The sequence below is a fragment of the Psychrobacillus sp. FSL H8-0484 genome (assembly GCF_038005325.1).
GTDB lineage: Bacteria > Bacillota > Bacilli > Bacillales_A > Planococcaceae > Psychrobacillus.
This window is the reverse complement of record NZ_JBBOSZ010000001.1, coordinates 4,083,479-4,099,680: the sequence shown is the minus strand read 5'-3', so window position 1 is coordinate 4,099,680 and position 16,202 is coordinate 4,083,479. Positions and strand designations below refer to the sequence as shown.

The following is a 16,202-nucleotide window of genomic DNA, read 5'->3' as shown; positions in this document are numbered from 1 at the left end:
TATTATGAGAAATGAGATCGTTCTATATTTGGTGATTTCACACATTTATTACTTAGGAAACCACCTCCTTCAATTTATCCCCTTTTTGGTCTTTTCTTTCCAGGGATGCACTCCAACCTGCAAGGATGGCAGCTATCAGTACCATAAGTGCTCCTACCCAAGAGGTGTGAATCAGTCCAATAGAGTCTGTGATAATACCACCTAAGTAGGATCCAATTGCAATTCCAGCGTTAAATGCAGCAATATTGATGGCCGACGCCATATCTACTGCAGTAGGTACAAATCGTTCTGCTAACATGACCACATACACTTGTAATCCCGGCACATTCATAAAAGCTAGAACCCCCATTAAGAAAATGGTAATCAATCCTGCTATTTTAAATGGTGCCGTAAACGTCAGGATAAATAGTATCACCGCTTGTACAATAAACATGTAAAATAATGCTCTAATCGGATTGTGATTAGACAGCTTTCCACCTACCATGTTGCCAATAGCGATCGCAATACCATATACAAGAAGAATCACAGCAACTGTTCCTTCTTTATATCCTGTTATTTCCTGTAGCATCGGTGATAGATAAGTAAAGACAACGAATGTTCCTCCATAACCTAAGGCAGTAATCATAAATAAAAGTAATAAGCGACCATTTGTCACTAATTTGAACTGATCACGAAACGTTGTACGAGTACCTTTTTGTAAACTAGATGGAATCAGGATACTATTCGCGATTAAGGCTATAACTCCGATGACAATGATGATGATAAAGGCCATTCTCCAACCAAATTGTTGTCCAATAAATGTTCCCAATGGTACACCTGTTACAGTGGCTACCGTGAGTCCTGAAAACATAATGGATATGGCACTAGCTCTTCGATTTTCTGGTACTAAATCTGCAGCGATGGTAGAGCCAATGGACATAAAAACTCCATGTGAAAAGGCAGAAATAACACGAGCAACAAGTAACACACCAATGCTTGTCGCACTAGCAGCAATACTATTGCCTATAATAAAAATAACCATAATCCAAAGTAGTAATGATTTTCGTGACATACTAGAGGTAATGGATGTTAGAATCGGTGCCCCAAATGTTACTCCTAATGCATATAAGGAAACTGTTAAGCCTGCTGTCGTAACAGATATTTGTAAATCATTCGCTATTAATGGTAATAGACCTACACTGATAAATTCTGTTGTTCCTATTGCAAATGCACTAATAGCTAAGGCTAACAGCGCTAATGTACTTTGTTTTTTATCTACAGACATTTTTCTCCTCCTTAATAATTGGGTAATGTATGAACGATCTTGTTTTAAGTAAACTAAAAAATAATTACATTAAAACTCAACCGATAAATGCTATTATGATACATATGAAATAAATAGAGAAGTACGCACTTAAAAGTACTATAGGTACTTTTAAGTTCCTATACATGAGGAGGAAAAATATATGAAGAAAAAGAAATACAATATTTCAGTAGAAGCGACGCTAGAAGTGATAGGAGGAAAGTGGAAATGTGTGATTCTATGCCATTTAACACACGGTAAGAAACGAACAAGTGAATTGAAACGTCTTATGCCAGATATTACACAGAAGATGTTAACCCAACAATTACGCGAATTAGAGGAAGATGGAGTCATTAATAGAATTGTTTATCACCAAATTCCTCCAAAAGTGGAGTATGAGCTAAGTGAATATGGATGGAGCTTACAAAGTATCTTAAATTCGCTATGTACATGGGGAGAAAAGCATATTATCAAAGTGTATGGCGATACATTTGATGTCCTGGAAGAGAACGTTCTAAATGAACATCTAAAATAATGAACTAGGGAATTTGAAAATATTTCTTTCCTATTCTGTATATAACAACCTATCAGGTGGCTGCTGTATCAGAATTGTTCCCTGCTTTGCTATCCTTCTATGGTTCAGGAGCGATCCTGATAAACATATGTTTCGAAAAAATTGTGCTACCAATAGGAAAAACGTTTAGGGTTTTTAAAAAAGGCTGTTTTCTAAATGATTGTTGTTTTTGAATGGGGTAGAAGCCTGAATATGTTAAAGTTATTGGTTGATTTTGAATAAACCATAATTTGTTTCATAGGCAAATAAAAATTCACATAAAAATAAGCTAGGAAATGTATCTCCAAGCTTATTGTATTTTCCTATCCATTTCCTTAACGAAGAATGGTCTTGACAAAGACCTTACTATTAATTGTCCCACTAAAAAAACAACTGCAACAATGATTACTGCAACATCTCTACCTACTGGCTTAAACCAGCCACCGTCGTTAGGGATAAAATACATAGCCAAAAACATTGATAATAACCCCGTTATAACATTAACCAAAATAACGTAACGAATTCTTATTTGACCCGATAAAAGCCCAATTATAATAACAAAGATTACAGAACCTAAAAATAGAAAAGATGCTTCTTCACGCTTAACATGTTGACCATATTCATAAAAGTGAAACAAGAATGGAGCAGGTATTAAAGTAAGTATTAACCACAAGGTCTTCATGTCGTCCTCCTTTGGATATATATAATTAATTGAACCTTTACTTTTAATAATTTCATATTGTGATTTTTAGGAAAAACTATTCAACTCTATTTCAGCGTTAGTTAAAATAGGTTCCTTCACAATCTTTTTCTTATTTTAATATTATTATCCAATTAAGCTAACCCATTTATTAATTTATGATAAATCAACCTTTTCATTTAACATAACCTTAAATTTTAAGTTGATGGAGATGGAGTCCCGCCCACATTTTAACGAAAACATACGCTAAACAAATTTCGATATAAAATGAGTCGAATCTTCTGCTCTAAGAGAGATTCAGCTCTGATTTTTTAGTCTACTAAATCCATAATTATTTTTTCCCCCATTTTGATTGAATAGGAAATTTGCTGCTAAAAATACTGAAGCTGCGTTAATTACAATGGCAACAATATTTAAAAAGTCAGTTGTCGGCATAAATACAATAATCAATGATGTTGCTGCGACAAATAATGGAATTACCTTATTTGTGCTTGTGACTAGTTGTTGCTTGTGAAAATGTCTTAGCATGAAATATATACCTATTAAGATTGGTGCAGTAAGGAATACACCTAAATATCCCCATGCATCTTCAATAAACCAAGGGAAAAAGCGCATACGTGAAGTAAAGATAAAAAGATTTAGTATGATAGTACCTACTAATAGTATGTTTAATATAACGACTTTCTTGTTTTTCTCCATTTTAATTACTCCTTAAAAATTTAATTACTCATTAGTTAATTCGTGAAAATGATTCATGACTTCTTCTACTTCAAACGTGCTATACCAACGATAATCACTATCATCTAAAATACGATAATGTTGGCTGATCACATTTTGTTGTACTCGAAATTTTCCTTTTTTCGCAATCTCATTCCAAAACATTTTTCCTCCTAATGTTTTTACTTTTGGAGTATTCATACCATCGTGAGCTAGTGTTTCAATTACTTCAAAAGGTTCTTCTCCTAAAATGTGTTCTAGGATTTGACTATCCTTAAATAAGGCACAAACTACAACTGCATTCGTCCAACCAATTGATGTTCTTTCTTTTTCAACTTGAACCAGTGTCTTTTTAGAAATTCCTAGAACAGTAGCCATTTTTTCTTGAGAATATCCTTTTTCAAGACGAATTAGTCGAACATTCTTAGAAATCAAAGCAATTACAGTTTCTTTATTCAATTAACATCACCTCCATTTAATAGTGTTAAATTCTACTAATAGTGTAATATTACACCGTTATTTACCTTTTGTAAATAGCGCATAACATATTAAAGGATGTTTTCTTAATTTTGATAACAACCTTCTTTTAGTTGTACAATGTGTGGAACAGATATAATCATTGGCTAAAAAATGAATCGAATAAAATTAATAGTATAGAAAAGGTCAGCTATTACCATAAAGTTTTAGACTGTTATGGTAATAGCTGACCTTTTTATGTCATATTAAATTGGTTAAAAGAAAATATTTATATTGTTGTGCATTTTTCTAATATGAGTTAATTTCATAAATAGTACTTTGTCATTAAAATACGAACATTTATCACTTCGTTCACCCCGCGGAAAGCGTCCGCCTATAGCGGGAATCAATTATGAAATTGACTCAACTATTTAAAAACAGAAACTTTTTTCAACAAAACACAAACTGGAATGGCTATAATGATCCCCACAACATTTTGAACTATGTTTCCAGGTATAGAAGCCACTGGTATAATCCAACTACCATATAGAACCCGTTCACAAATGTAATAAACAGCTAACATAAAGGGAATCGAAACGATGGTAGCTACTAAATTAAAAGCAATACTGTTTCCTTTGTGGCCCATCGACCAAGCAATTTTTCCAACTAAATATCCTTGCAAGCCACGTGCCACAATGGTGAAAGGTGCCCACAATGTCCAACCAGATACTAAGTCAAATAAACCCATACCAATAGCACCAGCGAGTGCTCCTTTTTTAGGACCAAAAAGAATAGATGCGATAAAGAGCATGGCTGTTCCAAGATGAACCAACCCGCCATTTGCAGCGATAGGTAGTTTGATATTTAAAGTGAGAGTTGCAACGAATACGAGTGAAATTAACATTGCTGTTATGATCAAATCAAAAGTGTGTGATTTTGAGTAACCTGTTGTTGTTTTCATAGTCATAAACCATCCTTTATTTTTTCTGTATAGGCATCAAGGAATAGTTATGCAAGGTTGACTTTTCCATTGAAATCCTTAGTTTGTAAATCAGTTTTTGAATTTACTGATTATCTTAGCAAAGGGTTGGTGTTTTTAAAAGTGTCAATTTAGCAAAAAACTTAGGTGTCAGTTTGTAGAAGAATCGGAAATTAGCTTAACAATACTCGGAAGTGTAAAATTACAAGAAATAGGGCAGAAACGCGCAGAGATGTGTGTTTAGGACGTTAGAAATTGATAAAAGTGGGTAAGTGCCTAAGGAAGGAAATAAAAATGAGCTTTGTGTTAAGTGAAACAAAGATTAAACAATTGTGTGGAGACATAGCTTTTAAAAAAGGGAAATCATATCATCAAGCTGGAAAAGTAAATATCCAGAATTATAGAGAGAACGAGTCTATTGTAGAAGCTAGTGTCAAGGGTGGGAGTATCTTTCATGTTCGTGTAAAACATGATATGGATGAGGAAGTCCTAGCAGAATGTAATTGCCCACCTTTAGTCTCTATTCAAACTTATTGTCAACATGTCGCTGCAGTTCTTCTGTCTATCCAAGAATTAGAACGTCAAGAGAGTAAGAAGGAAAGTCAGTTAGCGAAACAGGTGCTTGGCTTATTTAACAGTGAAAAAAAACGTCCCAGTGAAAGTCAAACCCTTTTTGATACAAGAAAAATTCTTACCGTTAAATTTATTTGCAAACCAATTTATACAAAAAGTGAGGGCTATTTAATTGGAGTTCAGTTAAAAGCAGGTCTTCAAGAGTTATACAACATCTCATCATTAAAAGAATTCTTAGAAAAAGTGGATAGTGGGGAAGTATATAATAGCTTTACTGGTTTTAGTTATAACCCTCTTATTCACAGCTTTCAGCAGACTACCAATATAGTACTAAAAGAATTAAGGGAAATTGTTGAAGATAATCATTCTGTAGAAAAAGATACTGTAATAATATCACCGTATAACTGGAAGTATCTTATGCCAGCACTTTTAGCTTGTCCATTCGTCAATGTTGAACAAGCTGGTGTTACTTATAAAGGTCTGCAAGTATCAAATGAAACATTACCTTTAGATTTTAAGTTGGAGGAAACAAAATCAGGACATTTCCAATTAGGAGTAAAAGGTCTCCAGCATATATTGATATTAAATGCATATGGATATGTTCTGTATAAAGGGGAAATGATTAAACTATCAGCAAAGGATTGTAAAAGGTTAGCAGATCTAAGTGATATGTTGAATCAATCAGGAACGCATCAGCTACTTATTCCAGTGGAACAGCTAAATCAATTTATGGATACAGTTATACCTGGTTTAATGAAGTTAGGACACGTACAGATTGCAGAGGAAATATCAGAAAGGTTTGTGAAAACACCCCTTAGAGTTAAATTATTTTTGGACAGAGTAAAAAATCGTCTGCTTGCTGGATTAGAGTTTCAGTATGGCAACCTAGTGATAAATCCTTTTGAAGAAATGGATAAACAGTTTCTATACAACCCTACCCTAAAAAGAGAAAGTGAAAAAGAGCAGCTCATTATGAAGATAATGAACGATAGCTTGTTTACTCAAACAGAGGGTGGCTTTTATATGCACGATGAAGAATCCGAGTATCATTTCTTACGTCACGTTGTCCCAACATTTGAAAAATGGGTAGTAATCTATGCAACTTCCGCTGTAAAATTGAGAATCCATAAAGGTTATATGGGTCCTAAAATCAAGGTAAATATGGATGAGCGAACGAACTGGTTAGCATTTACCTTTGATATGCAAGGTATACCTGAATCAGAAATCAAAAAAATATTGGTAGCGCTAGAAGAAAAACGAAAATTTTATAAATGGAGGAATGGTACTTTATTATCTTTAGAAACGAAAGAGTTTCAAAACCTCCTTCAATTTATACAAGAATTAAACATTTCCATAGAAGATATTAATAGAGGAGAAACCCAACTACCTTTAATAAGTGGATTACAATGGATAGATACACTTCAAGAAGGGAATATAGTTACAAAGGGGAAGGCTATACAAAAACTAGTGGAGAATTTAAAAAATCCTCACAATCTAGACTTTTTAATACCAGACAGTATAAGTCACGTACTTCGAGATTATCAGAAGGTTGGATTTCAATGGTTTAAAATGCTTGCTCAGTACAAATTCGGAGGTATACTTGCAGATGATATGGGACTAGGGAAAACTCTGCAAAGTATAGCTTATATTGTATCCGTCCTTCCAGAAATACGAGACCGTACCAAACCAATATTAATTGTTTCTCCATCCTCTCTTGTCTACAACTGGATGAATGAATTCAAAAAATTTGCACCTGAAATACAAGCATGCATAGTTGATGGTAGTAAAGAAAAAAGAAGTTCCATTCTAAAGGACGTGTTGGATTTCGATGTAATAATTACTTCATATCCATCGTTACGTGTCGATGCTACTTTGTACATGAAGCATTCTTTTCATACATTATTCCTAGACGAGGCGCAGACATTTAAAAACCCTGCTACGCTGACTGCAAAAGCAGTTAAAAAAATTAAAGCAAATCACCACTTTGCCCTAACTGGAACTCCAATAGAAAATTCCTTAGACGAACTATGGTCCATTTTTCATGTGGTCTTTCCAAAGTTATTGCCAGGTAGAAAAGACTTTAGCGAATTAACTAGAGCGCAAGTAGCTAAACGAGTACGACCTTTTATCTTACGACGTTTAAAAAAAGATGTACTAAAGGAACTGCCAGAGAAAATTGAAATAATTCAATCATCAGATTTAAATTTGGAACAGAAAAAATTATATGCAGCTTATCTAGCAGAACTAAAAGAGGATACCTTGAAGCATTTAAAAAAAGGCGATTTTCAAAAAAATCGTATAAAAATTTTAGCTGGTTTAACTAGGCTACGACAATTATGTTGTCATCCAGTTCTATTTGTTGAGGGGTATAAGGGGCGCTCAGCAAAGTTTGATCAACTAATGAATATTATAGAGGAATGTCGAATTGCTGGAAGGCGCGTATTAATCTTTTCACAATTCACTATGATGTTAGATATTATCGGAAGAAACTTGGGCTATCATGGAGTACCTTATTTCTATTTAGACGGTCAAACGCCACCTTCTGAACGGGTAGATTTATGCAATAGGTTTAATGATGGAGAAGGAAACTTGTTTCTGATCTCTTTAAAGGCTGGTGGGACTGGACTAAATTTGACTGGAGCAGATACTGTCATTTTATATGATTTATGGTGGAATCCTGCCGTAGAGCAGCAAGCAGCAGATCGTGCCTATCGAATGGGCCAGAAAAATGACGTACAAGTAATAAAACTTGTTGCACGTGGAACTATTGAAGAAAAAATGAATGACCTTCAAGAAAAAAAGAAAAACCTAATTGGAGAGGTACTTCAAGATGGAGAAGAAAGCTTATCTTCTATAACGGAACAGGATATCAGAGAGATTTTACTAATTGATTAATTCTATTAAAAGATTATGTTGTTACCTGCTGAAAATCCGCTTGCTTTCCACGGACGAACTACCAAGCCTCCTCGGATCAACAGGATGTTGGTCACGAATCCGTTGCTACATGGATGTGGCGAATTTAGGATTTGTTCCTATTCTCGTATTGTATTTTCTTGCCGTTGAAACTTAAGAATGAATGTAAAAATGTTATATAGGAGAATTCCATGTTTTCTACAAATAAGGTTGTACGACAAAATATATTCAATAAAAGTGGGTTGGCTCTAGTATTAACTGTTTTTCTAACAGTCATAGCAAGTGAGTTAAAAGTAGTTCCCTTTAATGGAGAAGCCTTTCGGTTTGGATTAGGAAGTATTGCTTTCTTTCTACTAATTTTAACTTTTCCTCCTGCTTCTCTCCTTTTAACTGGCTGCATAACGGGTATAGCGGTTGTTAGTGTACGAATTGCAGAAGATCTCCTCTTTCATCTAGATCCTTTTTGGACAAGTGTAACCAATCATGCTCCCGCATTTTTATTTTATTTTTTGTTTGCACTTGGATTTAGTATTGTAAAAATAGAAAGGTATAAAACTCTTCCTTTTGTCCTTGGGGCTTGGGCTATTGGATTTGAATTTATCGCAAATAGCGTCGAACATTTTATACGTTACTGGTTTCTAAATCATGAGATTATAGGGATTCGAGATTGGGCATTATTAATAGGGGTGGCTATATTTCGAGGTTATTTTGTAGTTGGCTTGTATAGCTCCATTACCATAACAGAACAAAAGAAACGCGTGGAGGAAATGCTTGGCGTTGGTGCTGAACTATATTCAGAAACCCTTTATTTACAAAAGTCGATGAATCATATAGAGCAAATTACAGCTTCCAGTCATGATTTGTATCGCCAATTAAAAAAGCATGAATTGCATTTGTTAAGTGTTCAGGCATTACATATCGCACAGGAAATTCATGAAGTAAAAAAGGATTCTCAGCGAATTTTAGCTGGATTACAAAAAATTACTGAAATAAAAAAAGAAACACCTCTTTTGCTTTCAGATGTACTGCAGCTTGTTATTCATGCGAATGAAAAATATAGTGAACTATTGAAGAAAGATATTTCCTTTCAACTTTCTATGTCTGTAGATTTTGAAACAGATCAACAAATCCCACTTTTAGCTTTATTGAATAATATAACTGCCAATGCGGTAGAAGCTATTATACAAAAAGGGAAAATTGAAATCGATGTTTATGAAGAATCGGTCAATACGTTGTTCATCATAAAAGATTCTGGAATAGGTATTACGAAAGAAGATATATCGATTGTTTTTGAACCGGGCTATACGACAAAATTTAATGAAAAAGGAGTAGCTGCAACGGGCATTGGCCTCTCTCATGTAAAAGAGATCATTCATACGTTAGCAGGTAAAATAGAAATTGAACCTTGTAAGCAAGGAACAGTTTTTCGTATTCATATTCCAACCAACCATATAAGAAAGTGAGTGGAAAAATACTGCGTTACTTTATTGTAGATGATGATACAGCGAGCAGAACGATGCTGAAAAGGATAATAGAAGAAGGAGAGCTCGGTTTAGTAATAGGGGAAGCAGAAAGTGGAGTAAAGAGTATTACGCCTATCCTTACAATGGACCCAGATGTTGTCTTAATAGATTTGTTAATGCCGGAGCTAGATGGTATGGAAACGATAGAAGAGTTAATTAAACAAAGATATCAAGGTAAATTTATTATGATATCACAAATTGTAAATAAAGAAATGGTCGGGGAAGCTTATGAAAAAGGCATTGAATTTTTTATACATAAGCCAATTAATCGGGTTGAGGTTCAAAGTATTTTAAAAAAAACAACGGAACAAATACGACTAAAGGATTCTTTATTAGCAATTAGAGAGTCCTTAGCAAAGATTGATCCTGCTAAAACAACTTTTAGAAAACAAAGCATAAAAGAGATTGTTCAACCCATATTAAGTGATATGGGAATTATAGGTGAAGTGGGTAGTAATGATATTATTGCTATTATCCAATATCTGATCAATCAAGATGAACATGATACTCAATTGCCACCATTAAAAGATTTATACAGAGCAATTGCAAAAAAATATGCCTTCAGTGAAGCAGATATAAAAAAAGAAAGTAAAGCAATAGAGCAACGATTACGTCGAACGATCTCACTAGCAGTTAATAATATAGCTTCCTTAGGTGCCATTGATTACACAAACCCTGAGTTTGAACATTATGGTCCAAGATATTTTGATTTTCAAGAAATAAGAACTCAAATGTTTCATATTCAAGCAGGTCAAAAGAAGCTTTTAAATGTAAAGATTAACAATAAGAAATTTCTACAAGTACTGTATTTAGAGGTTTTAGAAAAATATAAACAAAACTAAATAATTTCAAATTGTAAAATGATTAATTTAATAAAATGTCGGATTTTGTCGGATTATGTAAGTCTCCTTTAAAATGTTATAAAAGCTCTTCTGGATGTTAGAAAGCGTTTTCAATATTAAAAAGGGGTGACTTATTGATGAAGAAAAAATTTAAATTTTCATTGGCCTATCAAATTCTAGTCGGGTTAGTACTAGGAGTTGTTGTGGGAGCAATCTTTTTCGGAAATCCTGCAGTGGAAACCTATTTACAACCGATAGGTACAATTTTTATAAATATGATCAAAATGATTGTAGTCCCAATTATAGTTTCTACTTTGATTTTAGGGGTTGCAGGGACTGGCGATATAAAGCAGTTAGGTAAACTGGGTGGAAAAACTCTTTTATACTTTGAAGTTGTTACTACTATTGCTATTCTTGTCGGGTTACTAGCGGCGAATATCTTCCAACCTGGGGTAGGTGTAGACATGTCTACCCTTTCTAAAACGGATATTCATCAATATGTAGAAACGTCTGAAGAAGTACAAAACCATGGTTTTGCAGATGTAATTGTAAATGCTGTTCCAAGTAATGTTGTCCAGGCAATGGCAGAAGGAAATATGCTAGCCATTATCTTCTTTTCTGTACTATTTGGGCTAGGTATTGCTGCAATTGGTGAAAAAGGTAAACCAGTACTTGCCTTCTTCCAAGGTACAGCAGACGCGATGTTTTGGGTGACAAATCTTATTATGAAATTTGCTCCATTCGGTGTATTTGCTTTGATTGGCGTTACCGTGTCAAAATTTGGTCTAGAATCGTTAGTACCTCTAGGTAAGTTAATGGCATTAGTCTACCTTGCAATGATATTTTTCATTATTGTTGTATTAGGTGGAATTGCTAAACTAGTTGGCATTAATATTTTCCATCTTATTAAAGTATTAAAAGATGAATTACTATTAGCATATTCGACTTCAAGTTCAGAAACTGTATTGCCAAAAGTAATGGAGAAGATGGAGAAATTTGGATCACCAAAAGACATTGTTTCTTTTGTTATCCCGACTGGCTATTCTTTTAATCTGGATGGGTCAACACTATACCAGGCTATTGCGGCAATTTTTATTGCACAGATGTATGGGATTGATTTAAGTATTATGGAGCAAATTACTTTAGTTGTAGTATTAATGGTGACTTCTAAGGGAATTGCTGGTGTACCAGGAGTTTCGTTCGTTGTCCTATTAGCTACTTTAGGAACTGTAGGTATTCCAGTTGAAGGTCTTGCATTCATCGCTGGTATTGACAGACTTCTTGATATGGCTCGTACCGTAGTAAATGTAGTAGGTAATGCATTGGCTACAGTTGTAATGGCTAAGTGGGAAGGTAGATTTGATAAAGAAAAACAAGAAGCGTACTATGCTTCTTTAGACGAAATAGCATAAAACCAAATAAAACATGAAAAACCGGCTACTATCCATTGGGTGGCCGGTTTTATTGTGTCATTTATACATTGGGTGGAAGAATAGATTCAGTGGAAGTGGAGGTAGTTTTGACCTTCAGCATGCAGACTAATGCAAAAAGCATACTCCCTGCAGTAGCATTAAATAATATTCCAAAGCCAAATAAATCAATTAAAAACCCGAGAGCCGGTGGGGAAATGATGGCCGCTAATGAAGAAACTAAATAATATAGGCCAGTTCGTGTTCCAAAACTGTGTTCACTCCCAAGAGAAATAATATAAGGATAGGAATTGATATTTATACAAGCCCAAAACATTCCACCAGCTAATAGAATTGCGCGTAACGAAAAGACAGATTCTACCCAATTTAATAGAAAGAAAACGAAGAATAAACCGATGATCCCAATTAATATTACTTTTTTCTTTCCAAAATTTGCACCTAATAGCCCGCTTGGTATGGCGGAAAGCACAAAACTTAATGAAAAAAAAGCTAATGAAAATGCAGAAGCACCTTTGGATAATCCAAGCTCGTTTACTCCATATAAAGTAAATAAAGCCTCCATTCCCTGTATAGCCATAAACCAAAAAAAGATTGCAGCTAACAAGAAAACGGTAGGAGTATTTAATTCTACTTTATAGTTGATTTTTGGTGTGGTCGAGATGGGAAAAGGAATAGCATCTTGGTTTTCCTTAATATTTTTAAAAACAACTACTAAAGCTACTAAGAAAATAATTGAAACCACTAAGAATGGTAACGATTCTTCCATACTGAATAAGAATGAACCAGCACTAAACGCTAATATGCCGCCGCACCCACCCATGAAATTAATAACTCCATTTGCTTTTGTACGTTCTGGTTCAGGGGTAATATCTGGCATTAAGGATATTGTTGGGGAACGGAAAATGGCCATAGATAAATTCATACAAACCATAAAAATGATTAACGTAAGTAAACTAGTATGAAAAGGAATAAGACCATAGAATAAAGCGGTAATGGGGAGACCAATAAGCAAATAGGGCATACGTCGACCGAAACGTGTACTCGTTCGATCACTGCGGTTTCCGATATATGGCTGTAAAAAAAGGGCAAAGTAATTATCAATTGTCATCAGAAAACCAATTAATGCAGTACTTGTAATATAATTATCTAGAAAGAATGGAACAAAGCCGTTATACAATGACCATCCTAAACTTATGCTAAAAAAACCAAAACCTAAAAACCAGATTTTTTTCAACGCAGTTCTCCTTCGAATAACAATTTTTATGAATAAATCAACAGGATTTAATCAGTCGATAATACACTGGCATAACCGAATTCTTTGAAATAACTTAATCCATTAAAAAATGAAGTATACTTTTATATATATGGATTTGCTGAGGGATTGAGTCCTTTATCATACTCGGTCAGAGAAGTGTTTAATCTAGATAGATTGACAGAAAGAAATTGATATTGTAAACTATGAACAATAATTGAATATGACCTCACTTAGTATAGGTGAGGTAGAGGCGCGATATTTAACAGTCTTTAGTGGAGTTTGAGAAGCTATGATGCTAAAGAGAAGGGAATGTCGCCGAAGTTTGTAATATTTCTCCGTATTACTTGCTGGGTCTGTAGTTAAGAACTGCAGGACTGCCGTTATAATCTTCCCGGTTTATAATGGTGTGCTATCTCATTTGGGAAAAGTAGAGGATTTAGGGCAACTATACATATTGCGACCTGAGTTCATCTCAGGTCTTTTTTTGTACAAGTTGTCCTTTTTTAGATTTCATACGCATAGACTGAAAATAAAAGGAGAGTAATAGAAATGAAAAACAAACTATTATTATTATCAATATTTCTTACCGTAATTTTGGTATTAGCAGCATGTGGATCAGACAAAAAGGAAAACAGTGGATCTTCATCAGCTACAGATAAGGACAATACATTTACAGTAGGTTTAGAAGCAGGCTATGCACCTTTTAACTGGACGCAATTAAACGACTCTAACGGGGGCGTGAAAATTGATGGTAACTCAGAATATGCAGGTGGATATGATGTAGAGATTGCAAAAAGAATTGCAGATGGATTAGGAAAAGAATTAGTAATTGTAAAAACAGAATGGGACGGATTAGTACCATCATTAACTTCTGGAAAGATTGATGCAATTATTGCTGGGATGTCACCGACAGAAGAACGTAAAAAGACAATCGACTTCTCTGAGAACTACTACACATCTAACTTTGTAATGGTAGTAAAAAAAGGTGGACCTTTTGAAGGAGCTACTTCTATCCAAGATTTTAGTGGTGCAAAGGTAACTGGACAATTAAATACATCTCATTATGGTGTGATTGATCAAATTGAAGGCGTAAAGAAACAACCTGCATCGGATAATTTCCCTGCAATGCGAGTTGCTCTAGAATCAGGTGTGATTGATGGATACGTATCCGAACGCCCAGAAGGAATTAGTGCTTCTTCAGCCAATGATAAGTTTGCAATGGTTGAATTTACAGACGGATTTGTTGCACCAGAGGAAGAAACAGCGGTTGCAGTAGGACTTAAGAAAAATAGCGATTTAACTGAAAAAATAAATGAAATTTTAGCAAAAATCTCTGAGGAAGATAGACAAGAGATTATGGATGCTGCTATTCAAAATCAACCAGCGGCAGAATAAAGATGAAGTGACACGACACCGGCTGCATCTATTTGCAGTCGGTTTTAATGTTTAAGGAGGAAAAGTATGAGCTTAGAGTGGATTTTATCAATAATAGTAAATAACTGGCCAATGTTCCTTCGTGGAGCAGGTATGACACTTTTAATCTCCATAATTGGTACGATAATAGGAGCTGTTATCGGTTTATTAGCAGGCGTTATACGTACAATACCAGTGCCTGAAAGAAAAGCAAAACGAATTCTTTTGAAAATAGTTAATTTAATTCTTTCCATATATATAGAGTTTTTCCGTGGAACGCCAATGATCGTGCAAGCGATGGTCATTTTTTATGGGTCTGCTTTAGCATTTGGTATAGATATGGATCGAACCGTTGCAGCAATCGTTATCGTATCTATTAATACAGGTGCCTACATGGCGGAAATCGTTCGTGGTGGTGTAATTTCCATTGAAAAAGGGCAATTTGAAGCAGCTCAAGCAATTGGTATGAATCATCTACAAACTATGCTACAAGTTGTATTACCACAAGTTATTCGAAATATTTTACCAGCGACCGGCAATCAATTTATTATTAATATTAAGGATACGTCCGTACTGAATGTAATTGGTGTAACGGAGTTATATTTCCAAACAAAAACAATTGCAGGAATAAACTTTACGTATTTTGAACCATTTTTTGTTGCATGTATGTTGTACTTCATCATGACTTTTTCGGTAACATTAATTTTACGATATTTTGAAAGAAAATTAGAAGGTCCGACTAACTACAGTATGATTGGTCAACCTACACAAATAACTCTTCCCCCAAAAAATGAGGGAATTTAATAGCGAAGGAGGAAAACAAATGGAAAAAGTAATCGATATACAACATTTAAGCAAATCCTTTGGTAATCATGAAGTGCTAAAAGACATTGATTTCTCTGTGAATAAAGGAGAAGTTGTTTGCATCATTGGTTCCTCTGGATCTGGTAAATCCACTCTTCTTCGTTGCGTTAATCTTTTAGAAAAACCAAGTGGTGGTCAAATCATTTATAATGGAGAAAATATTCTAGAAAACATGCACGATATTCATGCTTATCGAACTAAGCTAGGGATGGTTTTTCAGCAATTTAACTTGTTTAATAATCACAATGTCCTAAGTAATTGTGTCGTGGGACAAGTCAAAGTATTGAAACGTTCCAAAGAAGAAGCGGAAAAAATAGCGTTAAAGTATTTAAAAGTTGTTGGAATGGATCAATACGTGAACGCGAGACCAACTCAATTATCTGGTGGTCAGAAGCAGCGTGTAGCGATTGCTCGAGCACTCTCGATGGAACCAGATGTCATGTTGTTTGATGAACCAACTTCCGCCCTTGATCCAGAGATGGTAGGAGAAGTTCTAAAAGTGATGAAAGAACTAGCAGCATCAGGACTTACAATGTTAATCGTCACACATGAAATGGAGTTTGCGAAAGAGGTTTCAGATCGTGTGGTATTTATGGATAAAGGCGTAATTGCAGAAGAAGGGCCTCCAAACCAAATCTTCAATAATCCGACGCAAGAACGAACGAGAGAATTTTTAAAACGCACGTTAAGATAACGTAAAAT

14 protein-coding genes and 1 riboswitch are annotated in these 16,202 nt (G+C 34.7%); of the genes, 8 read left to right on the top strand and 6 right to left on the bottom strand.

Translation table 11 applies throughout. The features are described from left to right. Positions 1–52: 52 nt before the first annotated feature. On the bottom strand, positions 53–1,264 hold the full coding sequence (locus MHH81_RS20270; protein WP_340924975.1) for an MFS transporter: 1,212 nt from the start codon (positions 1,262–1,264) through the stop codon (positions 53–55). A 181-nt stretch (positions 1,265–1,445) separates the two neighbouring features. Between MHH81_RS20270 and MHH81_RS20265 the strand changes: the two genes are divergently transcribed. Then, positions 1,446–1,817, top strand: a complete 372-nt coding sequence (locus MHH81_RS20265; RefSeq protein WP_340924972.1) for a winged helix-turn-helix transcriptional regulator — start codon at positions 1,446–1,448, stop codon at positions 1,815–1,817. 328 nt (positions 1,818–2,145) lie between these two features. Here the strand turns inward: MHH81_RS20265 and MHH81_RS20260 are convergent, their stop codons facing one another. The 4 genes from MHH81_RS20260 to MHH81_RS20245 all read right to left on the bottom strand — a co-directional run bounded on the left by MHH81_RS20260 (position 2,146) and on the right by MHH81_RS20245 (position 4,669). Continuing rightward, on the bottom strand, positions 2,146–2,517 hold the full coding sequence (locus MHH81_RS20260; protein ID WP_340924970.1) for a hypothetical protein: 372 nt from the start codon (positions 2,515–2,517) through the stop codon (positions 2,146–2,148). 315 nt (positions 2,518–2,832) lie between these two features. Continuing rightward, positions 2,833–3,234, bottom strand: coding sequence for a hypothetical protein (locus MHH81_RS20255; RefSeq protein WP_340924967.1), 402 nt, complete (start codon positions 3,232–3,234; stop codon positions 2,833–2,835). Positions 3,235–3,258: 24 nt separating this feature from the next. Continuing rightward, positions 3,259–3,711 (bottom strand): helix-turn-helix transcriptional regulator, encoded by a 453-nt coding sequence (locus MHH81_RS20250; protein ID WP_340924964.1) that lies wholly within the window; start codon positions 3,709–3,711, stop codon positions 3,259–3,261. 424 nt (positions 3,712–4,135) lie between these two features. Continuing rightward, a complete protein-coding gene (locus tag MHH81_RS20245; RefSeq protein WP_340924961.1) occupies positions 4,136–4,669 on the bottom strand; it encodes an ECF transporter S component in 534 nt (177 codons plus the stop codon). Between the two features lie 312 nt (positions 4,670–4,981). Here MHH81_RS20245 and MHH81_RS20240 point away from each other — a divergent pair, with 312 nt between their 5' ends. The 4 genes from MHH81_RS20240 to MHH81_RS20225 all read left to right on the top strand — a co-directional run bounded on the left by MHH81_RS20240 (position 4,982) and on the right by MHH81_RS20225 (position 11,950). Then, a complete protein-coding gene (locus MHH81_RS20240; RefSeq protein WP_340924959.1) occupies positions 4,982–8,155 on the top strand; it encodes a DEAD/DEAH box helicase in 3,174 nt (1,057 codons plus the stop codon). 209 nt (positions 8,156–8,364) lie between these two features. Further along, positions 8,365–9,636, top strand: a complete 1,272-nt coding sequence (locus MHH81_RS20235) for a sensor histidine kinase (RefSeq protein ID WP_340924956.1) — start codon at positions 8,365–8,367, stop codon at positions 9,634–9,636. Positions 9,637–9,647: 11 nt separating this feature from the next. Continuing rightward, positions 9,648–10,538 carry a response regulator gene (locus MHH81_RS20230; protein WP_340925364.1) on the top strand — a complete coding sequence of 297 codons (891 nt, stop codon included), beginning with the start codon at positions 9,648–9,650 and terminating at the stop codon, positions 10,536–10,538. Positions 10,539–10,675: 137 nt separating this feature from the next. Next, complete coding sequence (locus MHH81_RS20225) at positions 10,676–11,950, top strand: cation:dicarboxylate symporter family transporter (protein WP_340924955.1); 1,275 nt, start codon at positions 10,676–10,678, stop codon at positions 11,948–11,950. A gap of 61 nt (positions 11,951–12,011) precedes the next feature. On the opposite strand, the gene MHH81_RS20220 is transcribed toward MHH81_RS20225, so the two are convergent. Then, on the bottom strand, positions 12,012–13,202 hold the full coding sequence (locus MHH81_RS20220; protein WP_340924953.1) for an SLC45 family MFS transporter: 1,191 nt from the start codon (positions 13,200–13,202) through the stop codon (positions 12,012–12,014). A gap of 258 nt (positions 13,203–13,460) precedes the next feature. Next, a riboswitch (Lysine riboswitch) is annotated at positions 13,461–13,643 on the top strand. Between the two features lie 129 nt (positions 13,644–13,772). Here MHH81_RS20220 and MHH81_RS20215 point away from each other — a divergent pair. The 3 genes from MHH81_RS20215 to MHH81_RS20205 all read left to right on the top strand — a co-directional run bounded on the left by MHH81_RS20215 (position 13,773) and on the right by MHH81_RS20205 (position 16,194). Then, complete coding sequence (locus MHH81_RS20215) at positions 13,773–14,618, top strand: transporter substrate-binding domain-containing protein (protein ID WP_340924951.1); 846 nt, start codon at positions 13,773–13,775, stop codon at positions 14,616–14,618. A gap of 66 nt (positions 14,619–14,684) precedes the next feature. Beyond that, a complete protein-coding gene (locus MHH81_RS20210) occupies positions 14,685–15,440 on the top strand; it encodes an amino acid ABC transporter permease (protein WP_340924948.1) in 756 nt (251 codons plus the stop codon). Between the two features lie 19 nt (positions 15,441–15,459). Next, entirely contained in the window at positions 15,460–16,194 is a 735-nt protein-coding gene (locus MHH81_RS20205) for an amino acid ABC transporter ATP-binding protein (RefSeq protein WP_340924944.1), read from the top strand. Positions 16,195–16,202 lie beyond the last annotated feature (8 nt).

Coding starts and splice junctions, on each gene's coding strand:
- MHH81_RS20270 (WP_340924975.1), bottom strand. CDS start 1,264: ATGTCTGTAGATAAAAAACAAAGTACATTAGCGCTGTTAGCCTTAGCT.
- MHH81_RS20265 (WP_340924972.1), top strand. CDS start 1,446: ATGAAGAAAAAGAAATACAATATTTCAGTAGAAGCGACGCTAGAAGTG.
- MHH81_RS20260 (WP_340924970.1), bottom strand. CDS start 2,517: ATGAAGACCTTGTGGTTAATACTTACTTTAATACCTGCTCCATTCTTG.
- MHH81_RS20255 (WP_340924967.1), bottom strand. CDS start 3,234: ATGGAGAAAAACAAGAAAGTCGTTATATTAAACATACTATTAGTAGGT.
- MHH81_RS20245 (WP_340924961.1), bottom strand. CDS start 4,669: ATGAAAACAACAACAGGTTACTCAAAATCACACACTTTTGATTTGATC.
- MHH81_RS20240 (WP_340924959.1), top strand. CDS start 4,982: ATGAGCTTTGTGTTAAGTGAAACAAAGATTAAACAATTGTGTGGAGAC.
- MHH81_RS20235 (WP_340924956.1), top strand. CDS start 8,365: ATGTTTTCTACAAATAAGGTTGTACGACAAAATATATTCAATAAAAGT.
- MHH81_RS20225 (WP_340924955.1), top strand. CDS start 10,676: ATGAAGAAAAAATTTAAATTTTCATTGGCCTATCAAATTCTAGTCGGG.
- MHH81_RS20215 (WP_340924951.1), top strand. CDS start 13,773: ATGAAAAACAAACTATTATTATTATCAATATTTCTTACCGTAATTTTG.
- MHH81_RS20210 (WP_340924948.1), top strand. CDS start 14,685: ATGAGCTTAGAGTGGATTTTATCAATAATAGTAAATAACTGGCCAATG.
- MHH81_RS20205 (WP_340924944.1), top strand. CDS start 15,460: ATGGAAAAAGTAATCGATATACAACATTTAAGCAAATCCTTTGGTAAT.